Below are 25,127 nucleotides of genomic sequence, written 5' to 3'. Positions count from 1 at the left end.
AAAGGAGTTGAACTGTTTTGGGTGATTTAATGTTATTTGGTCTTCCAATTTCATTAGGGACTATGTTATATCAAGCTGTTATTTTTACCATCCTTGTTTTTATTTTAAAAAAGTTAGTCTTTAAAAAGTTAATCGGGATTCTTGATACACGAAAGGAAGCGATAGTAGAGCAACTGAGATTAACAGAAGACTCTAAACTGAAGGCGAAAAAAAATCTAGAGAAGAGTGATGAAATTCTTCATCAAGCTAAAATAGATGCAAGAGAATTAATTAAGTATAATGAAAAAGTGGCAAAGCAACTGGTTCAAGAGGCAAAGGAGGAGGCAAAACATATCCTACAAGAGGCGCAGGAAGAATCCTCATTAGCACGAACAAGCTCCTATACGCAAAATAACCAAATTAAGGGGGCATAAAAGAATGAAACACAAGTTTACAAAACAATTGGGAAGAGTGGAAGAAAATCTGGAATTAGGTCTGGAAGAAAAGTGGATTTATGTTCATTACACAAAAGGTTCCATCGAAAAAACAGCCTGTTTGTTGAAAAATGCTAATAAATCCAATGAAGAATATCTAGAAGACTTTTTTGTAGAGAACCAAGTATCTACAGAAATGATTAAAGAGGTTACACAATTTATCAAAAATGATGCAAGCCATCCTGATACCCATTGGAATGAATTTTCGAGCTTCTTAATGAAAGCCCTTTCACTAAATATGGTGTTTGGAATTGCCGCTGCCATATCGATTTATTTCGGATACAAATCAGGAGCATTTTTAGATGATCGATATGAACTCTACCCCACTTTTACTTTGATTGGGTCCTTTCTAGGAATAGGCTTAGGGGGCTTAACCATTTATTCGATGGTTCAAAGGTACTTTAAATCTTCTATACAAAAAGAAAGGGAAACTGAGAATACTACGGATAGGAATGATAACCAACACTACCCTGTTATTGATGTAACCATCGATGAGGTCCGTAGAGCAGTAAGAACTTTTTCCGATAAACTTCCTAAAGGTGTATACCGAACGATTCTTGTTAACGATGATAACAGTATCGATTTTACACAGATTGCTGAGTTCCTTGGTGGAGTTCCTTCTAAAATATTTTATATGTCGAAGGAAACCTATGATTTATTTGAAGAAAGTGAAAAAATAATTCCATATGAAATGGATATGGTGCAAAAAGCTGTCGACCAATATGTGAAGGAGCACAACGAATATCCGATGTTAAAATTTGATCCGCAGCATCGGGTAAATTATTACCAATTAATGCAGGATCATTATCTAAAAAAAACTCCAGAGACACAATTTTATATGACTGATTTAGATGGTCTAATCACACATATTAAACCTAAGAAAAAGAACTCCTCTCAACTCTGAGAGAAATTTTTCTATAATGTGCCCTGCCTCTTACGTACCCTATATTCTGAAAAAACATGACGGACTTCTTTTTTTAAACGATATTCTGTTTTAAAAAGAAGTTTTTTTTGCTTTTTTTTCAGCAATATTGAGATAATAGCACTAAGTAAAAATTATTTATAAACGAGGGGTACAAAGATGTTAAAACAGAAAAATAAATCGCAGCACCTAGCGACTATTTCTCTTGCCATTATGGGAATTGGTTTTGTCGTAACGATTCCACTTCAGCATTCCTTTTTGGGAAGCATTCTGCAGGGTGGCTTTGAGGCAGGTCTTGTGGGGGGACTTGCAGATTGGTTTGCGGTTACTGCTTTATTTCGTCATCCACTTGGGGTTCCTATTCCCCATACGGCTTTACTGCCAAAGAACCGAAAAAGAATTATCGCTGGAATTATTTCGATGCTAGAAAATGATTGGCTGACAAAGGAGAGTATCCGAAAAAAAATTGATACCATTCCTTTCGCCACTAAATTATTCACTGTAATCAACCAGCAAATACGGACTACTGTCGTTCAAACATATTTACTTAATTTGATTAAAGGGCTAATTCAAAAGGTGGAAATCGCGAAAATAACTCCCATGATTGAAAAAGAACTTAAATCACGTTTAAATGAGTGGGATATAAAAGACTATCTTCCATTATTAATTGACCAGGTAACCAATCGAAAATACGATGAAAAAACCTTAGATTTTATTCTTAATGAAATTGATGAATGGGCTAAAAAAGATAGTACGAAGTATAAACTTGGCGGGATGGCTGTAGAGGCAGTTGAAAATATCAAAGCTGATGGCTTTATGCAATTTGCGCTAAAATCCTTTAGTAACCTGGTAAACGAAGAAAAATTAGGAAACATTATTCAAAATTTAATTTTAAAAGGGGTCGCAAGCTATCAAGACCCTTATAATCAAAATCGGCAAAATTTATTAATCCATATTCATAAAAAACTCGAGTCAATTAAAAGTGATGAAAAAATCTATGAGGAACTCACTAACTTTAAAGCCCAAATACTTTTTAAATGGGAACCAAGCGAGAAAATTTCCAATTTATTAACGGAAATTAAACAAAAATTGATTTCATTCGTTGATGAACCAACGTTTATGGACAATTATGTTCTTCCTTTTGTTTTCAATCGGCTTGATGACTTTCAGTCAAATCCCGAAAAGGTCCATTCAATCGAGAATTGGATCAAGCAGCAACTTAGTAGCTTTGTTGATCAAAATCATGCCAAAATCGGCAAGCTTGTGCAAGAAAATTTGGATCGACTAGATAATAAAACACTGATCAACATGGTGGAAAATAATGTTGGAAAAGACCTGCAATGGATTCGAGTCAATGGAGCTGTTTGCGGCTTTTTAATTGGACTAATTTTAGTGGGAATTAGAGCCTTTTTTTAATCAATCTATCTGAATTTAACCGCAGAAAGCCAAATGAAAAGACACCAAAGTCTCGGTGTCTTTTCACATTTTAATATCCTCTAAAAACATATTGTTCTTTAGGTGCGTTTGTTTTTGACCATGACTCGACTTTTAAATAGGGAACATTGGTTTTAAAGGGCTGATAATAGATCGTAGAAATTTCCCCTTTCACCGTAACCCACTCATCGTCTTTCAACTTTGTCCCCTCCGGCATATCCACAAGCATTCCAAAAACACCTGAATCGGCGATGCAGTGAATCACACCAAATCGGAAAACAAATATTTGATTTTTTTCGATAGTTTCCTGATCATGGAACACGAACCCTTTAAATTCAATTTCTTTTCCTAGAAAATCCCCTGGAAAATTATAGATGGTTTCCATCCCTTTTAAAAAGTTCTTATCGTCTAACGTAATCGCATCTTGATTAACATATTTTTTCTTTTCCTTTTTCATTAACGCAGCATAGTCATCTTTTCCATAATACACACTTGTATCTGGACGCAAAAATTGCTGCTGCATGAATGAGTCACCTTCACTCTCATCATAAATCGGAAAGTGGAAACCCTTTGCCTTCACAATATTGGAATCAAGAGTTGCAACCGGAAAAAACAAACCAGAAATAATCGGAAAGAGAAAAATCGGGTAAACTACCAATTTTTTATACCATTTGTCTTCCTTCGAATGATTATGTCCACAATGTTCATGATCACAATCTGCTTCATCCGATTTCTCCTTGTTCATTAAAAATATTTGCACGATAGTCAATGCCAGTAAGGCATAACCAGCAGTTGCAGACAGGTACGAATACTTCATATTAATATATTTATTAATATCCCCTGTAATATGCAGATGAAAAATTAAATAAGTAAATCCTATTAGTATCAAACTTCTTATCATCGTCATCACTCCTTAAAACAGCAAAGAGTATCCAAATACAAGGACAAACACTGCAGCCACAATCATAAAAACAAGTCGTTTTTTAAATGTTGCCAGCATCATCATTAAATTTTTAATATCCACCATTGGGCCAAACACTAAAAAGGCTAATAGTGAACCTGTTGAAAACGTCGTTCTAAAGGAAGAAGCAATAAAGGCATCTGCTTCAGAACATAAAGAAAGTATAAATGACAAAGTCATCATGACAATCGACGATGAGGCAGGACCTTGACCAATCGATACAAGCGTAGCTGTTTTCACATAAGTTTGAACAGCAGCAGCAATTAAAGAACCTATGACCAAATATTTCCCCATCGAGAAAAATTCTTCCACAGCATGTTCCAGTGTCTGCCAAATTTTCTTCCAAAAGGTTGTTTTTTCATGATGGTGATGGTGTTCGTGATGATGCTCTTCCCTAAACGGACTCCCTTTATATCGATAGGCTATGAAAATACCAACTGCAATCGCTACGAAAACCGCACCAACAGCACGAAAAAGCGGCATTTTCCAATCACTGCCAAATGCAATATAGGTTGCAAATAAGACAACAGGATTAATAATGGGAGCTGTGAGCATAAAGGCAATCCCCGCTGAGATTGGTACGCCTTTGGAAACAAGCCTGCTAACAATTGGAACAATTCCGCATTCACAAGACGGAAATAAAATCCCTAAAAAGGTTGAGAAAACTACTGCTAAAATGCGATTTTTAGGCATGATTTTAGCAATCATTTCATCGGTAACAAAAATCTGAATAATACCTGAAATGAGTACACCTAAAGTAACAAAAGGTAATGCTTCTATTAGGATTGAAATAAAAATGGTATTCATCTGTAAGAATGATTGAGGTAATGATATACCAAACATAGCTGTCCTCCTAAGCTCCAAGACTTACGCAGACTACTATACTACCATTCACAAATTTCGTCCAACGAAAAATATGGATATATGCTTATTTTCCTTTTAAGAAGGAAAAATAAAGCGCCACCAACCAAATGGTAGCGGCGTTTACTAACGTTTATAAATTTCCATAAATTCCTTTCTAAGCTTCGCCTTCTCCTCATCTGTTCTTCGATAATTATAACGGTAAATTGCTCCCTCCCAATCTCCATACATTGGATTAGGGAAAACGATCAGCTTTGTGCCAAAGTCATTTTTATGCTGTTCGACTGCCTGAATTCTTCCGGAAACAGTTAAGTCATCAAATCCATCGAAATCTCCTAAGTTGTCACCAAACAAGAGCACAATTTCATTTGTTTTCGCGACTTGTTGGCGGCGAAGCTCCTTGCCCTTTTCACCAGGTTGCTGCAATAACACATGTTCATTGTTTACCTGTGGAGCACCTACTGTTACTAAATTTCTTATCGCCGCTCCCTTTTGTGCTTCATTGCGATTGGAAATATAGTAGATCTTAACGCCTCTAGCATCCGCGTACCGCAAAAATTCTATCGCACCTGGAAGTGCCTTTGCTTCTCCACGCTTAAACCACTCATTCCAATCAAATTGTTTTCCTTTTCCATTCAGGACAAACCATGCTTGATGTGGACTATTATCCAAGATGGTTTCATCAATATCCAACACAATCGCCGGCTTTAGAGCATTATTTTTCGGAAAACTTTTTAGTATTGCATCCAATCTCATTCTTCCCATATTATAACTTTGATAATATAAGGCTTTTGCTTCTCCAGACTTTTGAAACCAAAGTACAGACATCGTATTTTGCTTATAAAGGTCTAGAGAGGGACTAACTGCTGGTTCTGCGTCTACCTTTATGCATATAGGAGAGAACAACATTATCACAGCCATGAATACACCAATGATCTTCTTCATTCCAAAATGAACCTCCTTTTTACATTCCCATTGTTATTATGCGAAAAAAAGAAGAATCCAAGCCTTATTTCGATAAAAATAACAAAAGCAGATGGCCATTTGTTAGGACCATCTGCTTTATAGATATTAACGACTGAAAGCTAACTTACTTGTTTTTTATTGTCAGAAGTAATTGACTCTCTTTTATGGAATCCTTTTACATAGTAAATTGCCACCAAGAAGATTAGAAAAAGTGGTCCAATCACAAGAGCAATTCTCGTATCCGGATTGTATGCCATAAGTCCAATGACAAAAGCTAAAAAGGCTAAAGCAATATAAGAAGTAAAAGGGAATAACGGCATCTTATATTTCAAGCTTTTCACTTCACCCTTAGTTAATGTTTTACGATATCGGATTTGTGATAATAGAATAACTCCCCAGGTCCATATTGCGCCAAAAGTAGCAATACTCGTAACCCAAGTGAATACCTTAGCTGGTACAATATAGTTCAAAACAACTCCAAATAATAAAGCACCTGCAGAAGCAATTACCGCCACTCCTGGAACGCCATTTTTTGTGATTTTTCCAAAGCTCTTTGGTGCTTCACCATGCTCAGCAAGGTTAAATAGCATCCGAGCTGTACTGAAAATACCACTATTACACGATGAAAGAGCCGCTGTTAAGACAACAAAATTGATAATGCCTGCCGCCCCAGGGATACCTATTTTTTCAAAGGTAAGTACAAACGGGCTTCCTTTTGTGCCAATTTCCTCCCAAGGATAAATCGACATAATCACGAACAATGCCCCTACGTAAAAAATAAGGATGCGCCAGAATACTGAATCAATTGCCCTTGCAAGCGATTTTTCAGGATTTTTAACCTCACCTGCCGTGACTCCGATCATTTCTATACCAAGATAGGCAAACATGACCATTTGCAGAGAAAGGAATACGCCTTTAATTCCGTTTGGAAACAAACCGCCATGCTCCCATAAATTTTTAATTCCCGTGGCTATTCCGCCATTACCGAATCCAAAGAAAATCATGCCTGCGCCAACTGCTATCATGGCAATAATCGTGACAATTTTAATGAGAGCAAACCAGAATTCTAACTCACCATATGCCTTCACAGCAAGAAAGTTTACGGTAGCCATTATCACCAACGCTGCCAAGGCCCAAATCCATCTAGGTACATTTGGGTACCAGTATTCCATGTAAATACCTACAGCTGTAATTTCGGCCATACAGGTTACCACCCATAAAAACCAATAATTCCAACCTGTTATGTAGCCCGCAAGAGGTCCTAAATAATCACGTGCATATTTACTAAAGGATCCTGCTACCGGTTTTTGTATGGCCATTTCACCTAAGGCCCTCATAATAAAAAACATGATTAACCCGCTAAATGCGTATCCAAGTAAAATACCTGGTCCAGCCATTTTGATCGCTGATGCCGACCCTAGAAATAACCCTACCCCTATGGCTGCCCCTAACGACATTAACGTAATGTGTCTTTCTTCTAATCCGCGATGAAGTTGTTTGCTTTGAGCGTTTTTATTCATATATTAATCTCCCCTTGATTAATAAACTTCTAGTGCCTCATCCATTTGTCGCCTTTTTGTTGTAGTAAAATAAGAACAATACTTTTCATTATATAATACCCTAAACTATTTTTCTCCTCTCGTTTCTATTGTTAGCGCTTCCAATTAAGAATAATTGAAATTTTTCTTTTTTTGAACATTTCTTGAAATTATTTTAACATTATTGTGAACATTCTTTTTTTGTGAAATAACGAGAAATTTAGCTGTTTTTTTTGTAAAATTAAACAAACCCACCTTTTTCGAAATTAGCTTTCCGCAAAAAATCACCTATACTATTTATATATCCAATGTGGAGGTTGTCCAGTGAGTCCTAATCAATATGATCCTTTTAAAGCAGCATTTGATAGTTTAGAAGAATTTGCCGACCTCATTAGCCATGTGTTGAATTGTCCGATTACGATTGAAGATGCTAACCATCGGCTGCTTGCCTACAGTACCCATGATGAACGTACTGATCCTGCAAGGATTTCCACCATCATCGGGCGGAGGGTGCCTGAAAAGGTCATTAACCAATTATGGAAAGAAGGAACGATCCCAGCTTTATTAAAAACACGTGAGCCTATTCGTGTGAAAAATATGAATGATATTGGGCTTAATCATCGCGTAGCAATTTCTATATGGAAGCAAGAGGAAGTCCTAGGATTTATATGGGCAATCGAAATTGACAAAATATTAACAGAAGAAGATTTTGATTTATTAAAAAAGGCAGCAGATGCAGCAAAAAATAAACTTCTTCAACTTCAGACGAGAAAGAATAAAAAAGAAGAGCATTCGCAAGAATTTTTTTGGAAGCTCTTAACAGGACATCTTAAGGGTGAGAAGGAAATATTCAGTAACTTCCAGTCATTGCAAATCAGCCCCTCTCCATCCTTTGCAGTGGCTGTATTCCAATTTCAGCAAAACATTACTAGTAAAGAAGAACAAAATATATCCTATTTATTAAAAACCAGCCAATTAATGAAAATCATGCTCTATACAATTGATTGTAACCAGCTAATTTTGTTAGTGTCAGCTGCTAATAGTGATGTTCCTTTTCAAGAATTCGATCAATTTATACAGACCTTTGTTGTAAAAATGAGCGAACGATATGGAGTCAGCGGAATCACGCCTGTATATAGCAGTCTTTATATTGATTATCAAAAAATCGACAAAGCTTATAAAGAAACCTTGTCCGTTTTATCGATTAAAGAAAAATTCCCACACGAAACAAAGGACATTTTCACTTATCAAAAGCTAGGTATTTATCAGCTATTTGAGGTCATTTTAGAAAAGAGACAAGCGGAAGAGTATGAAAATTATTCGTTAAAAAAGCTTTATGAATATGACCAAAAACATAATAGCAATCTCATCGAAACACTAGAGGTTTTCTTAAACAAGGATCATAATATCAATGAAACCGCTAAGGCCTTAAACGTCCATGCGAACACCTTAAATTATCGCTTGAAGCGAATTTCTGAAATTGGGGATGTCAATTTTAAGGATCCCAATCAAAAAATGATTCTTTATCTTGATTTAAAATTGAAAAGATATCAAGATATATGAACAGTTTGTGAAAATCCCCAAATGGAATAAACATATTTCTCCTTTCTTAACAATGAAATTCTCTGGCAAACCTTTTATACTTTAGCCATAGCAAAACATATTATCACCATTTGGGAGGAATTAGGGATATGTTTATTGGGGTACCTAAAGAAATTAAAAATAATGAAAATCGTGTAGCATTAACGCCTGCAGGTGTTGTAACATTAATAAATTCTGGTCATACAGTTCTAGTGGAAAAAGACGCCGGTATTGGAAGCGGTTTCACAAATGAAGATTATTCCAAAGCAGGCGCGGAAATGATTGAAGGTGCTGAACAGGTTTGGGCAAAATCAGAAATGATTATGAAAGTTAAAGAGCCCCTATCAAGTGAATATCAATACTTCCGTCAAGGTTTAATCTTATTTACCTACTTACACCTTGCTGCTGAGCCAGGATTAGCTCAAGCACTTAAAGAAAAAGGGGTCATTGCGATTGCTTACGAAACTGTTTCTGTAAGCAGAACACTTCCATTACTCACTCCAATGAGTGAAGTGGCTGGTCGTATGGCAGCTCAAATTGGGGCACAATTCTTGCAAAAAAATAATGGCGGCCAAGGCATCTTGCTAGCAGGTGTGCCTGGAGTAAGTCGCGGAAAAGTAACGATCATCGGTGGTGGGATTGTTGGCACAAACGCTGCTAAAATGGCAATCGGCTTGGGGGCAGACGTAACGATTATCGATTTAAGTGCTGACCGCTTACGCCAACTAGATGATATTTTCGGTAACCAAATTAAAACATTAATGTCTAATCCGTTTAACATCGCCGAGGCTGTAGCCGAAGCTGACCTTTTAATTGGAGCAGTGTTAATTCCAGGAGCAAAGGCACCAAAGCTTGTTAACGAAGAAATGGTTAAATCAATGAAGCCTGGCTCCGTAATTGTCGATGTAGCGATTGATCAAGGTGGGATTGTCGAAACCTCCGATCATGTGACAACACATGACAATCCTACATTTATTAAACATGGGGTCGTTCACTATTCTGTAGCTAATATGCCTGGCGCGGTTCCTAGAACTTCAACGATTGCATTAACAAACGTGACTGTTCCATACGCCTTGCAAATCGCAAACAAAGGGGTTTTCAAAGCCATTTCTGAAAATGCTGCTCTAAACCTTGGCGTGAACGTGGCCAACGGAGAAATCACTTACGAAGCAGTAGCAAAAGATCTTGGGTATGACTATGTAACAGTAGAAGATGCCTTAGCAAAAGAACTTGCTTCTTTTTAAATAATAGAGATGGTGACCCACTACTAAAAACAAAAAACGAGGCTGCTATAAGAAAATAGCTGCCTCGTTTTTTTTGCTTTATCTTTTATAAATATTTTCGATGGACGCCTTTCCCATCGTAGGAAAACAACATTTTTCGATCTTCTATCATGGTCTCAATATGAACGGGTCTACCCCATAGCTGCTGGACGTAAGGCAATACTTTCTCAAGGTATTTCACATCAAGTTCCACACCCTCAAACCAATGCTTCAAGTATAGTTCACCGTTTTTGAGATAGTCACCGTCATTGACGGTGATGTACGGAAACCCTCCATTTACTCGCATATTCACGAGTTGATCACGGATATGCTCCCACTCTTTATCGACCACTTTATAATCCCGGCCTTGCTTTTGGAACAAATACATATCCTCTCGCATAACAAGATCCTTATTTAAGTAGTTGCGAAGAAAGGATATATCAGATTCTACCTCACGAACCTCAAACATTTTTTCTCGACCAGAACCAGGCTGTACTCCTCTACGTCTCATTTCCTCTGTGGGATTATTATAGCGTTCTTCAATATCTTCAAAGATTTTTATCCCAAGGTAATACGGATTAATTCCTGTCTTGGATGGCTGGACTACCCCAGCATTTAATTTCGCAAATTCTATCGACTCACCACTAGTTAAATCCATTTCCCTTAAAATTCGTTGATGCCAATAGGAGGCCCAGCCTTCGTTCATGATTTTCGTCTCAAGCTGTGGCCAGAAGTAGAGCATTTCCTCCCGCATCATCGTTAAAATATCCCGCTGCCACTCCTCTAGTTCCCTGCTGTAAGTTTCAATAAATAGTAATAAATCCTTCTCAGGCCTCGGTGGGAATTTCTTTTTCCGTGGTTGAATGGTTTGTCGTGATTCTTTATCATCCAGCTTCCAAAGATCATCATATGGTGTTACCACATGATGGACTATGTCCTCATCTTCCTCATCATCCCCAATAGTCCAAGACAGTTTTGGTCTCATTAGAGACGGGTCAATATGCTCATCGATCGCCAACACCGCGTCCAAAAAGGTTTCTACTTCCTTTTTCCCATATTCGATTTCATATTGGTGGATTCTTTCTGCGGTAGCTGCCATACTTTCTACCATATCGCGCTTAGTGTTTTGAAAACGGACATTATTCTTAAAGAAGTCACAATGGGCCAAGACATGGGCAACGATTAGTTTGTTTTGAATCAAGGTATTGGAATCGAGTAAAAAGGCATAGCATGGATTTGAGTTAATGACTAACTCATAAATTTTGCTTAACCCTAAATCATAATGCAGTTTCATTTTGTGAAACTGCTTCCCAAAACTCCAATGCGAAAATCGGGTTGGCATTCCATAGGCTCCGAAGGTATAAATAATTTCAGCAGGGCAGATTTCATAACGCATCGGATAAAAATCTAACCCAAAGCCGCTGGCAATTTCAGTTATTTCACTAATGGCGTATTCAAGTTGCTTGCGACCTTCAATATTCATTAGCCACTCCCCCTTTTCCTCTTAACACAATGTATGAAGAAAAAAGAAGAATGATGAAAAAGAAGCCAAAAAACAATAAGCAAGCTGCTTATTGTTTTTGAGATTCCACTGTTAAATGAAGAAGTTTTTTATTTTTCGTGTCGTGATTGATTCGTACAGTTACATTGAAAGTTTGATTTTTTTCCTGCACCTTAAAGCGAAAAGAATCCTCGACTGTTGACTTTGATAGATTTTTTCTCCCTAAGTATCGATAATCCCGAACTGGGTCACCTGGGAAATCGGTTTTAACTACTGCCATGGCAATTCTTCCATACTTTTCATAATCCGGTCTCTGTGCATTTCCATGTAGATTAATCTGGCTAAATAAGCATACAGTCACGAAGACCGATATCAAATATTTTTTCATCATTTTCCCTCCGCTTTTCTAGTCCTAATTATTTTCCCCATCCCCTTTAGAGTTATGAGTGTGAACAGGGATCTTTTTTGCCTCTTTTGCAAGCTTAAGGCCAACATAGCGATTTCGTTTCCATTCCTCTTTAAAGACTGATAGTGGTGGGCTTGTCTCACCGACCAGATAGCTAATTTCAATCGTCAGGGCAGGCCTATGATAGGTGGTAATAAACCAATCAGTAAAACCCCCACCAGTTGCCTCTTTAGGTGGTCTCGCCAATTTATAATGAGTTAGCTTAGCCATTTTCTTAGCCACTTTTCGATCTCGTTGAAGATGGTTCCCGTTTTTATAATTCCAGAATATTTCTCTACCTGCTGTGTGGTAGGCAACTGCAATCGAGGGATTGATGTCTTTTATAAAATTTGTTATGGCAATGACCTCCATTGCCTCCAATGGTTTTTTCCCTTTATAAAATTGATACGAGGGTACTTTTGGTACTTTTTCAAGGGAACTCCATCCAGCAGGATATTGGCGATTTAAATCGATACCTATTCCATTAGCTTTCCACCGTTTAAAATTCGTTTGCCCCTTATTCATGCCCACTAATTGACGCTGCTGTTTAATCGGAAGGGTATCAATCCTATTCTGTTGAATCGATACTCCATCTGGATTTAACATTGGCACAAACCATATAGACACTTCATCAAGGATTTTTGTTGACCGAGGCCAAATTCTTCCCTCCTTATAGTCATCTGCATAGGTCTCAAGCATTTTCATCACTAAAGTACTCGTCATCCATTCACGACCATGATGGCTGCCAATAATGACGATATTCTTTTTCCCTTTTCCAAGTTTTGCTGCCCAAATTGGTTGGCCAAAATGGGAGGTTCCAATTGATTTTACAATCACTTGTTGTTGATATTTTGTTTGAATCAACTTAAGGTCATGTTCTAATAGCTCAACAGAATATAGCTTATCACCAGTGACAATTTCTCCATGCGCTTTAACTGGTTCAAATAGACAAAAGACAAATAAAAGGTGACATACATATTTAGTCATCAAACCCTCCTATTCACATTAAGGAATGTAACTATACAGGTAAATGTTGAAAACAGCGTAAACATTGAGTGTCCAACATTTTCTGTGAAAGTTATCGCGAGAATGACATACAATAATCTCAACTCCTAATAAGGAGGAGACAAACAAATGAATAAATTAGATTATGACAGAGCGTTATACTATACGCACCGATCTGAATGGGATAACTTATTGATTTTAATGGTACGGACAAAAGACCAATTTTTATCAAAAAAGATTGAACAATTCCTGCATGCCTACAATTTTGAACGTGATTACACTGTGATTGAATCAAAGCTGTATAGCCTTCTTCGTTACATCGATCATGCTAATGACAATATCGAACCTGATGAAAATGGGATACCGTTGTATAGTCTTTCCTGAAAAAACAAGTGGATACAATTTTTAGTGAAGAAATTTTTAATAACCGGACCAAAGAATTCCACCAAAAAACGGCTCCCTTAATGGGAGCCGCTTTAATCTGTTCATTTACTTGGATATTCCTTGAACCATTTTCACTTTTTGATCGACCAAATCCATAAAGTCCTTTTCAATCGTTTGGAGTTTCGTTTTACTTTCAGTTAGGCTGTCACTGTTTACACCAAAGTAAAATTTCACTTTTGGTTCAGTTCCTGATGGTCTCAGGCACACCCATGATCCATCCTCAAAAGTATATTTTAAAACATTGGATTTTGGTAAGTTGATTTTTTCCTCACCATTTCTAGTGACGCGAACACTTGTCAAATAGTCTTCCGTCGCTAGTGTTTTAAAGGTGCCAAGATTTGATAATGGCTCACTACGGAAGGAGGAAAGAAGACGTTGGATCATCTCTGCCCCTTCTTTGCCTTTAAGGGTTAAGGAGCGAAGTCCTTCTTGATAAAAACCGTATTTTTCAAAAACTTGCAATAAGCCATCATACAAGGTCATTCCTTGTTTTTTATAATAAGCACAAACCTCTGCAGCCATTAACACTGCCTGAACAGCGTCCTTATCACGCGCAAAATCACCGATAAGATAGCCATATGATTCCTCATATCCAAATAGGAATGTATGGTCACCTGTCGTTTCATATTCCTTAATTTTTTCAGCAATAAATTTAAAGCCAGTTAGAACATCGACGGTTTCTAATTGGTAAGACTCGGCAATTTTCCGTCCTATTTCAGAAGTAACAATTGTTTTTAACACAACCCCATTGTTTGGTAATGTACCTTTTTGCTTCTTTTGGGTAAGGATATAATCCACAAGTAACGCACCCGTTTGATTGCCTGTTAGAACAACATATTCTCCTTCGTGATTGAGGACAGCAATACCAAGTCGGTCGGCATCGGGATCCGTTGCAATTAAAATATCAGCTCCTACTTTTTTCCCATCACGAATGGCTAATTCAAAAGCAGCGTGCTCTTCTGGATTTGGACTCTTGACTGTTGAAAATTCAGGATCTGGCAGTTCCTGTTCTTTTACGATTGTAACATTTTTATAGCCTAACGCTGCTAGTGCTGCACGAACCGGTTTATTCGCTGTTCCGTGTAGTGGAGTAAACACAATTTTTATATCTGATTCTTCTGCAAGGTCGGGATTTTCTGAGATCGTTTTTAATTTTTCAATATAAGCCGCGTCAATTTCTGAACCAATCGTCTTTATTAATCCTGCTTCCCTCAATTTTTCTTCACTATCGACTTCAATTAACAATTCATTCTCAATTGCATTCACCTTAGCAATAACGGTATCTGCTGCATCTGGTGGCAATTGACCACCATCAGAACCATACACCTTATAACCGTTATATTCTGGCGGATTATGGCTGGCAGTAATCACAATACCGGAAAAAGCATGTAAGAATCGTAAGGCAAATGAAAGTTCTGGAGTTGGCCTTAGTTCATCGAAAACATATGTTTGAATTCCCTCTGTAGCAAGAGTTTTTGCTGCCTCCAATGCGAATTCAGGAGATTTGTGGCGTGAGTCATAAGCAATGACTACCCCTCGTTGCTTCGCTTCTTCACCATGTTCTTTTATGTATTCTGCAAGGCCTGCAGATGCTTTACGGACAGTATAAAGATTCATCCGGTTTGTCCCAGCACCAATCTCCCCGCGCATTCCACCCGTTCCAAATTCTAAATTCTTATAAAAGGAGTCTTCAAGCAGCTTTTGATCATTTCTCATTTCTGCTAATTCATTTTTTAATTCATGATCCAACTCGTTAAATTCCATCCAACTGTTTGCTATTGCTTTCCAATTCATATGATGTCCCTCCTGTTTCTGGCTATTGTTATTGTTTCTAAATTCTAGTTCGTTACTCCTGCAAAAATCCGCGTAAGTCAACCGACATTTTTTTCAGGATGTGTTAGAAAACGCCATCAAATATTATAATACCTCAAAATTACAGTCAATTGGAATATAAAAAAGCCTGCAAAAAAAATGCAGGCCATTGTTATCCTATATAATCAACTCATTATCTGCTTTAGAATAAACACTGAGCATCATGCTTCTCATGCATTTTGTCTCGAGAAATTGTTCATATTCAAATGGGAAAAACAAACCAAATTCCTGCAATATGGTTACATTTTTATTAAAAACGGCTGCGTATTGTTCATCTAGTTGTGTTGACTCCAAAATAGATATTAACGTCCGCATACTGGTCATTACCTGAAAAGCATCTTTTAATGTGTTAAAATCCTCAGTCGGTTGCAAAACCCTTAATTTCTCAAATTGACAAATCTCTTCATCAGTAAAATAAACAGGAAAAATATTAGAATAAATGTACCCCACCAGATCATTAATCTCTTCCTCTTGACTCGGTGTTGAGGCAAATACTATTTTCACTTTTAACCCACCTTTGCCTTCCTATATTTCTGTCGTAAAATATATCATAAGAATAACATAAATTCGGGCGCATTTTGGGTGGTAATTATCACCACAGTCCGTTATAAAAGGAGTATACCATGCTAAATCCGAAACGAATGGGAGAATGGTTACAAATCAACATCCCGACAGAATGGGAAGGGAAAACGGTTGACGAGATTTTCCGTCATATATGGGAAGCACCTAAAAAAACAACCCATCAATTCCGGATGGAAAATAAAGTTCTTCTAGACGGAAGTCGTGTGAATTGGAATATGCCGTTGGCAGCAGGCTCCAAGTTACTATTACACCTATTTGAAGAAGAAGAGCTTCGAGTTAGACCGAATGCTCAAGAAATTGACATCTTATTCGAAGATGACCATGTGTTAATTATAAATAAGCCACCATTTATGAACACTCATCCAAATGATAGGGATACAGATACTTTAATGAATGCAGCAGTCTTTTATTTGCAAGCTCAAGGAGAATCAAGAAACATCCATCAAATTCATCGATTAGATCGGGACACTTCAGGCGCAATTCTCTTTGCTAAACATGCCTTAGCAGGTTCCATTTTAGATAGAATGCTCGAGCAACGGGGCATCAAAAGGACATATATTGCCGCCGTTCATGGTTTTTTCTCACAAAAAAAAGGAATCATCAACAAACCGATTGGTCGTGATCGTCATCATGCCACAAGAAGAAGGGTTTCACCTTCCGGCCAAGCTGCGATCACCCATTATCAGTTAGTAAAAGAAGATAAAAATAGACAGATATCATATGTAAAGTGTTGGCTTGAAACAGGAAGGACACATCAAATAAGAGTTCATTTAAGCCACCTTGGGCATCCCATTGTGGGAGATACATTATATGGTGGACAACCCACCATAAATAGACAGGCACTCCATGCCGCTAGGCTTGAATTTATCCATCCTTTCACCATGGAATCAATCATTTGTCATGCTCCATTTACCGATTTAAAAGAGATTTTTCAGCCTATTGATGTATTTTCCATATAAAGAAACCTCGCCGATTAGCGAGCCCCTAAGGGCGAAGACAGAGGCGTAGTGGACTTATGCATAATAGGAAAGTTTATCCTTTCCTATCTGCTAAAAAAGGATGTCTCACCGGCCATTATGAAGACCGATGAGACATCCTTTTTATTTTTGCTACTATCTTATAGCCAATGCTTAATCAGCTTTTCTAAAGGCACGCAAAATGAAACTTAATAGTAGAACTAATACGGCAGAACCGATAATGGCCGGAATGATCGCAAAATCAGCAACATGCGGTCCCCAATTGCCTAAAATTGCAGTCCCAAGCCATGCACCAATAAAACCTGCAATGATATTACCAATAATGCCACCAGGAATATTTCTTCCGACGATTAGTCCTGCTAACCAGCCAATAATTCCACCTACAATTAATGCCCAAATGAAACTCATTTAGAACACTCCTTTTTAGTATCTCTTCTAATAATCAGACAGTAGTTGAAAGGTGAGTTAGAAACAGAGAGGATCAGATGGCTGAACCTTCTATTTACATACAACTAAGCCTCTCAACCGCAATTTTGGCCCTCTTTCAAAGAATTCTCTACTGCCTGTACCTATAAAGTACCCAAATATCTTTTTAATACTCATTAAACGAATAAAATGCCAAATGTATGTTGATGGTACTGATAAAAATTCAGTGACGACACATAAATTACTATTTCTAGGTAAAAGTAAAACAATAAAACTACCCCATAGTTATTTTTTGAAAATTCTAATGTTAAGTTTTTGTAAATTTCACAGCTTTTGTTTCATTTTTCGACTTTTTCAGCTAAAATTAGTTCGTTTCGTATATAATTTTTTAAAGAAAAACGGGGGTTAAATCAAATGGCATTTAAAAAAGTAGATAAATTTTCTGCTCTGCTAAAAAATATTTCAACTAACCTTAAAGAAAGTGCTAATTTCTTTACAGAGTATAAATTAAAAAACGTTAGTGATTTGAAAATTTTCTCTGAAAAGATGAAGGAACTCGAAACAAAAGGAGATACCTACGTTCATGAAGTTATTAAAGAATTAAATGATGCCTTCATTACTCCAATTGAACGTGAAGACATTCTCCACCTCGCCATGAGCATGGATGATGTACTTGATGGCCTTGAAGGATGTGCCGCATTATTTGAAATGTATTCGATCACACACGCGGACGAGTTTATGACCAAATTTGTGGATGCTATACAAGGTAGTGTTCATGAAATCGATCATGCAGTTGAACTTCTATCTTCGAAAAAGTTACAGCAAATTCGCGAGCATGCGATTAAAATTAAGGACTATGAATCAAACTGCGATAATATTTTACGTCAATCCATTAAAAATCTATTTACGGTTGAAAAGGACCCGATTCGCATTATTCAATATAAGGAAATTTATGAGAATCTTGAGGATATTGCTGATTACTGCCAGTCCGTTGCAAATACTCTTGAAACGATTATCATGAAAAATGCCTAAGGAGTAAAAATATGAGCATTGTATTAATACTAACGATATTAATCGTAATTGGTGCCCTTGCATTTGACTTTATTAATGGTTTCCATGATACTGCCAATGCAATCGCTACAGCTGTTTCAACTAAAGCATTAAAACCCCGCCAGGCGATCATGTTAGCTGCCGTCATGAACTTTGTTGGGGCAATGACATTTACTGGCGTCGCTAAAACCATTTCAAAGGATATTGTCGACCCCTTTGATCTTTCTAATGGCTCTGTTGTCATCCTTGCCGCATTGATTTCGGCTGTTGCCTGGAACTTGATTACATGGTATTTCGGAATTCCAAGTAGTTCGTCACATGCCATAATTGGATCGATTGCGGGTGCTGCGATTGCGGCACAAGGGTTACATGTGTTGAACTATAGTGGGTTTATCAAAATTATTGAGGCACTTATTCTTTCTCCGATTTTAGCGTTTGTGGTCGGTTATATTATTTACAGTATTTTTAAAGTGGTCTTTAAGAATAACAATTTAACAAAGACAAATCGAAACTTCAGATTTATTCAAATTGCTACTGCCGCATTACAATCCTATTCACATGGGACAAATGATGCCCAAAAATCGATGGGGATTATCACGATGGCTTTAATTGCCAATGAGTTTCTTCCAAAAAATGCCGATGTCCCATTATGGGTTCAAATCTCATGTGCCATTGCGATGGGATTAGGTACCTCGATTGGCGGCTGGAAAATCATTAAAACAGTCGGTGGTAAAATTATGAAGATCCGCCCTATTAATGGAGTCGCTGCAGACTTAACTGGAGCAGGGATTATCTTCGGAGCGAGCTTAATTCATCTTCCAGTAAGTACGACGCATGTTATCTCTTCTGGAATTTTAGGGGTTGGTTCTGCCCATCGTCTAAAAGGGGTTAAATGGGATACAGCTCAACGTATGCTCGTAACATGGGTCATCACCCTTCCGATTACAGCGCTCTTTGCAGCAATCTGTTACTACATCCTAAATATTTTCTTTTAAACAAAACCCCAGGGACACTGTCTCTGGGGTTTTGTTATTAGGGAAAAGATTCATAACCACATAAAAACACCGCCCGTTTAATCAGTCCGGTGGCTTAGTTGATTAAAGTTTGTCTAACTTAATGTTGTTACTTTATTTGTACAGCTTTCCATTGCCGCTAGTATTGCACCGCGAAATTGTTCTCTCTCGAGAGTTGCTATTGCCTCAATTGTTGCTCCACCTGGGGTACATACTTGATCCTTCAATTCACCAGGATGTTTACCTGTTTCAAGCACCATCTTAGCAGCACCAAGAACTGCTTGTGCGGCGAGACGATAAGCTTGATCCCGTGGAATGCCTTGTCGAACTCCTCCATCTGCCATTGCTTCGAGGAGCAAGTAAACATAGGCTGGGGAGGAGCCGCTTATGGCCGGGACGGCATCCATTAGCTTTTCAGACATGCGTTCCGTTTTACCAAAACACTGAAATAGTTCTTCCACCTCAGCAATCTCTTCCTCACTTAACTGTTCATTTGCACAAATTACGCTCATACCTTCCTCAACAAGGGCGGGCGTATTTGGCATTGTCCGAATAGCTTTTATCGGTCGGCCAAAATAGCGGATGAGTTCTTGCAGGGTAATTCCCGCTGCAATGGTAACAATAATGGCAGTATTCTTCATTTCGTTTTTTATCTCATTGATAACTGATTCATGGATGTCTGGCTTCACCGCCAAAATCACGATATCTGCTATCTTCGCAACTTCTTTGTTATCGAGGGTTGTAGAAATCCCATAAATTTGCTCAATTTGTTGTAATGTATACTCTGTTGCCGCACTTGCTATGATATTTTCCCGAGGAATGACATTTGATTTTACCATTCCAGCTATCATTGCTTGAGCCATCTTCCCTGCCCCAATAAAACCAATCTTTTTATTCATCTGTTTCAACACCTATCTTAATAATTTCTATTAGTCTGCTCACACAATTTTCATACCATCCTATCAGTGATCATGAAGAAAATAAAAAAAGAAGATAATCAGGTTGATTAACTTCTTTTTTATAATAATTCTATTTTAAATCTTTAGGGGAAAATGCACCAGGAAGAAGATCCTTCACTTTGATCCTTTGAACACTACCCTTTAAATTAGTAAGCACGACTTCCATTTCTTCATCACAAAGCTCTGAAATCACCTGACGGCAGGCACCACAAGGTGATACAGGACCTTCGGTATCAGCAACAACCACTAGTGCATCAAATTGGGTTATTCCCTCTGAATAAGCTTTAAACAATGCTGTACGCTCTGCACAGTTGGTCATACCGTACGAAGCATTTTCGATGTTACAACCATGAAAGACTTGGCCATCCTTGGATACAAGGGCAGCCCCCACCTTGAATTTTGAATAGGGAACATAGGCAAATTTTCTTGCATGATTTGCTTCTTTGATCAGTATTTTTTCTTCCATACTATTCACCCCCCGCATTCGATTATCCTCACATTTATCTAATTAATAGCTGCTAGAAGACTGCTCACCTTTAGCAATTGACACTCCTGAACTTGCTCCAATTCGCGTCGCTCCAGCTTCTACCATTGCTAATGCATCTTCACGACTGCGAACACCACCAGATGCCTTTACGCCGATTTCTGGACCAACTGTTTGACGCATAAGGCGAATATCTTCGACTGTTGCCCCGCCTGTTGAAAAACCAGTAGATGTTTTTACAAAATCTGCCCCAGCCTTCACGGAAAGCTCACATGCTCTAACCTTTTCTTCCATTGTTAACAAGCAAGTTTCGATAATGACCTTCACGATTGCTTTACCTTTGGCTGCTTCTACTACTGCACGGATATCATTTTCAACCACTTCATCCTGTTGATCTTTAAGGGCTGCAATGTTGATGACCATATCAATTTCATTTGCCCCATTTTCAATCGCATTTTTTGTTTCGTATGCTTTCGTTTCTGAAGTTGAAGCACCTAGAGGAAAGCCAATTACTGTACATACCTTCACTTCTGGAGTAGATGCAAGCATTTCTGCCGCTGTTTTAACCCAAGTAGGATTCACACATACGGAAGCAAATAAATATTCTTTCGCTTCTTCTACAATCTTTACGATTTCTGCTTTCGTGGCATCAGCTTTTAATATTGTATGATCTATCATATTGACAACATTTTTAGTCATTTGGAAATCCTCCCTAGTTTTTAAATTCTCGATATAAATATCTCTTCATTTACAACCTAACTATAACAACTAAATGAACATTTGTAAATATCGTGATGAACAAATGTAAAAAATGTTTCTAAAACAGCTTGAACGCAGTTTCTTTATTCCTGTTTATCCAGTAAAAACTTCGCGGTAAATTGATCGGTGATGAGGACGTTGGCATATTTTCCTTTTAGCGCTCCGTATAGTCCCTCAATTTTATTTGGTCCTCCTGCTACTACAATTGAGTACTCCTTCTTTCTCAATTCATCCAAATTGATCCCAAGTGTGCGTTGATTCAAACTTTCGTTGCATATTTCGCCATTTTTATCAAAAAAACGTGAGCTGATATCACCGACTGCTTTTCCATTTAGGGATTCCAAGTCACTTTCGGTAAAATAACCTAACTGAAATAAAAGAGAGTCTGTTTTAATAGAACCTATTGTGAATAATGCAATATTTGCCTGCTTTCCAAGTTCTAAAATTTTTCGAATATGACGGTCTGCTTCCATGGCCTGTTTTACGACCACATGGTCCACGATTGCAGGTAAAGGCAAATGAAGCGGTGTTGTATTATAGGTCTTGCCAAATAGGTATAAAATTTCAGAAGCATAAGTATTTGTTTCCGCATGACTTACACCGCCTTTTAATTGAACCACCTTCACATTTTTAACAAACTTTTGTTTTAACTCAATAGCAATATGATAAAGTGTCGTTCCCCATGTCACTCCGATTATATCATCATCCTTAACGATCTCATCTAGATAGTTTGCAGCTTTTTCTCCAAGATAATTCTTGATGATATGGTTTTCATATTGGGGAATGGAGGCAATCACTGCTTTTTTTAAACCGAACTTTTTTTCTAGTTGTACGGCTATATTTTCAATATCCTCTGTCGGATCCATAATTTTAATCTGAACAATACCATCACTTTTTGCTTGCTGTAATAACCGAGATACAGTGGGCCGAGAAACCCCCAAAACCTTGGCAATCTCGTTTTGGTTATAATCCAATAAATAATATAATTTTGCTGCCTCAATAACCTTAGTCAATTTTTCTTGATCCACATGTATCACCCATATTGTTATATTTTTTCTTCTCTTGATTGTATCAAAAAAAGAGAAGCAACTCATAATATCTTTACAATTGTAAAATAACATCTGAACGTTTTATCATACTTATATGAGTTTGTTGCAATGAATGGAACCTTACAATATGGGAAAATGGATGAAACGAAATACTAACAAGTAGCAAACAGCCAGCCTTGAACGGCTGACTTTCTTTTAGATTCTAGCTATATTAACAAGGGAAGCTCCTTTTTTCAGGGCTTGCTTGTTGACGTCAATTAAATGATGTTTATCTGGTGAAAGAACCTTTTTTAATGACTCCACAATCGATTCAATCGAAACAATTTTTCGGTACTCTAAAAATGCCCCTAATAGGATCATATTGGTCACCCGAGAATTCCCGAGGTCATTCGCTAAATCCGTAGCATTTATTTCAATTACCTTAATGTCCTTACGGCCTGAAGCTCTTACCACTAGTGAAGAGTTCAATAATAGCAGCCCTCCCGGACGAACACGAGGCTCAAATTTATCGAAGGATGGATTATTTAAGACAATAGCTGTTGTTGGTCTTGTCACAAGTGGTGACCCAACCAGTTCATCGCTTACCACAATTGCACAATTGGCTGTTCCCCCCCGTTGTTCCGGTCCGTAAGAGGGAAGCCATGAAACGCTTTTTCCTTCGAGCATCCCCGCATAGGCAATAAGTTGCCCCATCGACATCACTCCCTGACCCCCGAAGCCGGCAATAATAATTTCCTCAAGCATGGCTACTTCCCTCCCACTTTGTTTTTATAGACCCCAAGCGGATAGATTGGTATCATATTTTCCTTCACCCATTCAAGGGATTCGCTCGGATCAAGTCCCCAGTTGGTTGGACACGTTGACAGGACTTCTACCATTGAGAAACCTTTTCCCTCTTTTTGTGTTTCAAATGCTCTCCTAATCGCTTTCTTCGCCTTTTGGATATGTGGAACATCATGGGTTGAAACTCGCTCTATATAGGCGGCACCATCCAAAGTAGCCATCATTTCACACACTTTAATGGGCGAGCCTTGAATATGAATATCACGACCAAAAGGGGTAGTAGCTGTTTTTTGACCAACCAACGTCGTTGGGGCCATTTGTCCCCCCGTCATGCCATAAATAGCGTTATTAACGAAAATAACCGTAATATTCTCACCTCTTGCTGCAGCATGAATCACCTCGCTTATCCCAATTGATGCCAAATCACCATCACCTTGATAGGTGAAAACAAATCTATCAGGTAAGACACGTTTCACCCCAGTTGCCACAGCAGGCGCCCGACCATGGGCAGCCTGGGTCATATCACAATTAAAATATTCATACGATAGTACTGAACATCCTACCGATGCGACTCCAATGGTATCTTCTAAAATATCCATTTCTTCTAACACTTCACCGACAAGCCTGTGAATAACACCGTGCGTGCAGCCAGGACAATAATGGGTAGGCTTCTCTGTCAAGCCGCTTGTTTTTTTAAAGACTGTCTTCATTGTCATACAGGTAGCCCCCCGGCAAACGACATAATTTTTTCGTAGATTTCTTCTTGGCTTGGGACAACCCCTCCAGTTCGTCCAAAAAAGCCTACCGGTGCACATCCATTTACAGCCAATCTAACGTCCTCAATCATTTGTCCAGCACTCATTTCAACAGCAAGATAACCGTTTACCTTGTTCCTCGTTTCGATAAATGGTTTATCTGGGAAAGGCCAGAGAGAAATAGGCCTAATTAAGCCAACCTTTACCCCATGCTTTCTTGCTTTTTGGATGGCATTCATGGTAATTCTTGCGACTGTTCCGAAAGCAACCAAAATATATTCAGCATCAGCAATTTCGTATGTTTCATAGCGAACTTCCTGTTCCTTAATGAGAGCAAATTTCTCCTGGAGCTGCTCATTTCGCTTTTCTAGACTTTCGGCATCAAGCTCAAGTGAAGAAATTATTTTAGGAGCGCCATCGCCGCGCGTTCCAGTTGTCGCCCAATCCTTTGTTTGCCCAATTGGCTCAGAATATTCGCCAAACTCAACTGGCTCCATCATTTGCCCAAGCATTCCATCGCCCATAATAATAACAGGCGTACGATAGCGATCAGCGATATCAAAGGCATCCTGAATTAACTCAACAATTTCCTGTAAACTCGCAGGTGCTAAAACGGGAATATTATAATCTCCATGTCCTCCGCCCTTTGTTACTTGAAAGTAATCAGACTGTGCCGGTTGTATATTCCCTAACCCAGGACCACCGCGGACGATATTACAAATAACGGCTGGAAGCTCAGATCCGACTAAATACGAAATCCCTTCCTGCTTTAAGCTGAATCCCGGGCTTGATGAAGAGGTCATTACTCTGACTCCCGTACTTGCCGCACCGCAGACCATATTTATGGCGGCAATTTCACTTTCTGCTTGTAAGAACAACCCTCCTACCTCAGGTAATCTCCTTGCCATATAGGCTACCAGTTCACTTTGTGGAGTAATTGGGTAGCCAAAAAAGTACTTGCATCCAGCATGAACAGCTGCTTCAGCAATCACTTCATTTCCTTTCATTAACACTTTCCCCATGTG

At 38.2% G+C, this 25,127-nt stretch carries 26 protein-coding genes; 9 read left to right on the top strand and 17 right to left on the bottom strand.

Annotated elements, in window-relative coordinates:
- Nucleotides 1–17: 17 nt before the first annotated feature.
- The 3 genes from TY15_RS09445 (at nt 18) to TY15_RS09435 (ending at nt 2,811) form a co-directional block, all read left to right on the top strand.
- Nucleotides 18–413, top strand: coding sequence for an ATP synthase F0 subunit B (locus TY15_RS09445; protein ID WP_040204374.1), 396 nt, complete (start codon nt 18–20; stop codon nt 411–413).
- Between the two features lie 4 nt (nt 414–417).
- The gene (locus TY15_RS09440; protein WP_040204373.1) at nt 418–1,377 is read left to right on the top strand and encodes an AtpZ/AtpI family protein; all 960 of its coding nucleotides are present in this window, start codon (nt 418–420) and stop codon (nt 1,375–1,377) included.
- A gap of 177 nt (nt 1,378–1,554) precedes the next feature.
- Nucleotides 1,555–2,811: a DUF445 domain-containing protein gene (locus TY15_RS09435; RefSeq protein WP_040204371.1), complete on the top strand. Its 1,257-nt coding sequence runs from the start codon at nt 1,555–1,557 to the stop codon at nt 2,809–2,811.
- A gap of 70 nt (nt 2,812–2,881) precedes the next feature.
- Here the strand turns inward: TY15_RS09435 and TY15_RS09430 are convergent, their stop codons facing one another.
- From TY15_RS09430 to TY15_RS09415, 4 genes are all read right to left on the bottom strand, one after another.
- A complete protein-coding gene (locus TY15_RS09430) occupies nt 2,882–3,730 on the bottom strand; it encodes a TIGR03943 family putative permease subunit (protein WP_040204370.1) in 849 nt (282 codons plus the stop codon).
- Nucleotides 3,731–3,742: 12 nt separating this feature from the next.
- Entirely contained in the window at nt 3,743–4,633 is an 891-nt protein-coding gene (locus tag TY15_RS09425) for a permease (protein ID WP_040204368.1), read from the bottom strand.
- A 144-nt stretch (nt 4,634–4,777) separates the two neighbouring features.
- Nucleotides 4,778–5,596, bottom strand: a complete 819-nt coding sequence (locus tag TY15_RS09420; protein ID WP_040204367.1) for a 5'-nucleotidase, lipoprotein e(P4) family — start codon at nt 5,594–5,596, stop codon at nt 4,778–4,780.
- Between the two features lie 140 nt (nt 5,597–5,736).
- Nucleotides 5,737–7,137: an amino acid permease gene (locus TY15_RS09415; protein ID WP_040204366.1), complete on the bottom strand. Its 1,401-nt coding sequence runs from the start codon at nt 7,135–7,137 to the stop codon at nt 5,737–5,739.
- Nucleotides 7,138–7,479: 342 nt separating this feature from the next.
- Between TY15_RS09415 and TY15_RS09410 the strand changes: the two genes are divergently transcribed.
- Together TY15_RS09410 and ald are read left to right on the top strand one after the other, a co-directional pair.
- Complete coding sequence (locus TY15_RS09410) at nt 7,480–8,718, top strand: PucR family transcriptional regulator (protein WP_040204364.1); 1,239 nt, start codon at nt 7,480–7,482, stop codon at nt 8,716–8,718.
- Between the two features lie 128 nt (nt 8,719–8,846).
- Complete coding sequence (ald, locus tag TY15_RS09405) at nt 8,847–9,980, top strand: alanine dehydrogenase (RefSeq protein WP_040204363.1); 1,134 nt, start codon at nt 8,847–8,849, stop codon at nt 9,978–9,980.
- Nucleotides 9,981–10,065: 85 nt separating this feature from the next.
- Here ald and TY15_RS09400 read toward each other — a convergent pair whose 3' ends face one another.
- From TY15_RS09400 to TY15_RS09390, 3 genes are all read right to left on the bottom strand, one after another.
- Complete coding sequence (locus tag TY15_RS09400; RefSeq protein ID WP_040204362.1) at nt 10,066–11,481, bottom strand: SpoVR family protein; 1,416 nt, start codon at nt 11,479–11,481, stop codon at nt 10,066–10,068.
- Nucleotides 11,482–11,569: 88 nt separating this feature from the next.
- Nucleotides 11,570–11,887, bottom strand: coding sequence for a DUF3889 domain-containing protein (locus TY15_RS09395; protein ID WP_040204360.1), 318 nt, complete (start codon nt 11,885–11,887; stop codon nt 11,570–11,572).
- 24 nt (nt 11,888–11,911) lie between these two features.
- Nucleotides 11,912–12,931 (bottom strand): M14 family zinc carboxypeptidase, encoded by a 1,020-nt coding sequence (locus TY15_RS09390; RefSeq protein WP_040204359.1) that lies wholly within the window; start codon nt 12,929–12,931, stop codon nt 11,912–11,914.
- A 147-nt stretch (nt 12,932–13,078) separates the two neighbouring features.
- Here TY15_RS09390 and TY15_RS09385 point away from each other — a divergent pair, with 147 nt between their 5' ends.
- Nucleotides 13,079–13,333 carry a YhdB family protein gene (locus TY15_RS09385; RefSeq protein WP_040204358.1) on the top strand — a complete coding sequence of 85 codons (255 nt, stop codon included), beginning with the start codon at nt 13,079–13,081 and terminating at the stop codon, nt 13,331–13,333.
- A gap of 105 nt (nt 13,334–13,438) precedes the next feature.
- Here the strand turns inward: TY15_RS09385 and TY15_RS09380 are convergent, their stop codons facing one another.
- The gene (locus TY15_RS09380; RefSeq protein ID WP_040204357.1) at nt 13,439–15,187 is read right to left on the bottom strand and encodes a phospho-sugar mutase; all 1,749 of its coding nucleotides are present in this window, start codon (nt 15,185–15,187) and stop codon (nt 13,439–13,441) included.
- Between the two features lie 195 nt (nt 15,188–15,382).
- A complete protein-coding gene (locus TY15_RS09375) occupies nt 15,383–15,769 on the bottom strand; it encodes a YhcU family protein (protein ID WP_040204356.1) in 387 nt (128 codons plus the stop codon).
- Nucleotides 15,770–15,888: 119 nt separating this feature from the next.
- On the opposite strand from TY15_RS09375, the gene TY15_RS09370 reads away from it, so the two are divergent.
- Entirely contained in the window at nt 15,889–16,806 is a 918-nt protein-coding gene (locus TY15_RS09370; protein WP_040204355.1) for an RluA family pseudouridine synthase, read from the top strand.
- 171 nt (nt 16,807–16,977) lie between these two features.
- On the opposite strand, the gene TY15_RS09365 is transcribed toward TY15_RS09370, so the two are convergent.
- Entirely contained in the window at nt 16,978–17,232 is a 255-nt protein-coding gene (locus TY15_RS09365; protein ID WP_040204354.1) for a GlsB/YeaQ/YmgE family stress response membrane protein, read from the bottom strand.
- A 432-nt stretch (nt 17,233–17,664) separates the two neighbouring features.
- Here TY15_RS09365 and TY15_RS09360 point away from each other — a divergent pair, with 432 nt between their 5' ends.
- Together TY15_RS09360 and TY15_RS09355 are read left to right on the top strand one after the other, a co-directional pair.
- The gene (locus TY15_RS09360; protein WP_040204353.1) at nt 17,665–18,282 is read left to right on the top strand and encodes a DUF47 domain-containing protein; all 618 of its coding nucleotides are present in this window, start codon (nt 17,665–17,667) and stop codon (nt 18,280–18,282) included.
- A gap of 11 nt (nt 18,283–18,293) precedes the next feature.
- The gene (locus TY15_RS09355; protein ID WP_040204352.1) at nt 18,294–19,295 is read left to right on the top strand and encodes an inorganic phosphate transporter; all 1,002 of its coding nucleotides are present in this window, start codon (nt 18,294–18,296) and stop codon (nt 19,293–19,295) included.
- 113 nt (nt 19,296–19,408) lie between these two features.
- Here TY15_RS09355 and proC read toward each other — a convergent pair whose 3' ends face one another.
- The 7 genes from proC to TY15_RS09320 all read right to left on the bottom strand — a co-directional run bounded on the left by proC (nt 19,409) and on the right by TY15_RS09320 (nt 25,124).
- The gene (gene proC / locus TY15_RS09350) at nt 19,409–20,212 is read right to left on the bottom strand and encodes a pyrroline-5-carboxylate reductase (protein WP_040204351.1); all 804 of its coding nucleotides are present in this window, start codon (nt 20,210–20,212) and stop codon (nt 19,409–19,411) included.
- 130 nt (nt 20,213–20,342) lie between these two features.
- Complete coding sequence (locus TY15_RS09345) at nt 20,343–20,738, bottom strand: cytidine deaminase (RefSeq protein WP_040204350.1); 396 nt, start codon at nt 20,736–20,738, stop codon at nt 20,343–20,345.
- A 42-nt stretch (nt 20,739–20,780) separates the two neighbouring features.
- Nucleotides 20,781–21,455, bottom strand: a complete 675-nt coding sequence (deoC, locus tag TY15_RS09340) for a deoxyribose-phosphate aldolase (RefSeq protein ID WP_040204349.1) — start codon at nt 21,453–21,455, stop codon at nt 20,781–20,783.
- 143 nt (nt 21,456–21,598) lie between these two features.
- Nucleotides 21,599–22,543 carry a sugar-binding transcriptional regulator gene (locus TY15_RS09335; protein WP_179301713.1) on the bottom strand — a complete coding sequence of 315 codons (945 nt, stop codon included), beginning with the start codon at nt 22,541–22,543 and terminating at the stop codon, nt 21,599–21,601.
- Nucleotides 22,544–22,759: 216 nt separating this feature from the next.
- Entirely contained in the window at nt 22,760–23,308 is a 549-nt protein-coding gene (locus tag TY15_RS09330) for a 2-oxoacid:acceptor oxidoreductase family protein (RefSeq protein WP_040204347.1), read from the bottom strand.
- Between the two features lie 2 nt (nt 23,309–23,310).
- On the bottom strand, nt 23,311–24,063 hold the full coding sequence (locus tag TY15_RS09325; protein WP_040204346.1) for a thiamine pyrophosphate-dependent enzyme: 753 nt from the start codon (nt 24,061–24,063) through the stop codon (nt 23,311–23,313).
- Nucleotides 24,060–25,124 carry a 3-methyl-2-oxobutanoate dehydrogenase subunit VorB gene (locus tag TY15_RS09320; RefSeq protein WP_040204344.1) on the bottom strand — a complete coding sequence of 355 codons (1,065 nt, stop codon included), beginning with the start codon at nt 25,122–25,124 and terminating at the stop codon, nt 24,060–24,062. Before TY15_RS09320 ends, TY15_RS09325 begins: the two co-directional genes overlap by 4 nt.
- Nucleotides 25,125–25,127: the final 3 nt, after the last annotated feature.

It is taken from the genome of Neobacillus jeddahensis, from assembly GCF_000612625.1.
Classification (GTDB): Bacteria; Bacillota; Bacilli; order Bacillales; family Cytobacillaceae; genus Neobacillus; species Neobacillus jeddahensis.
This window is presented reverse-complemented; position numbering and strand designations above follow the sequence as displayed.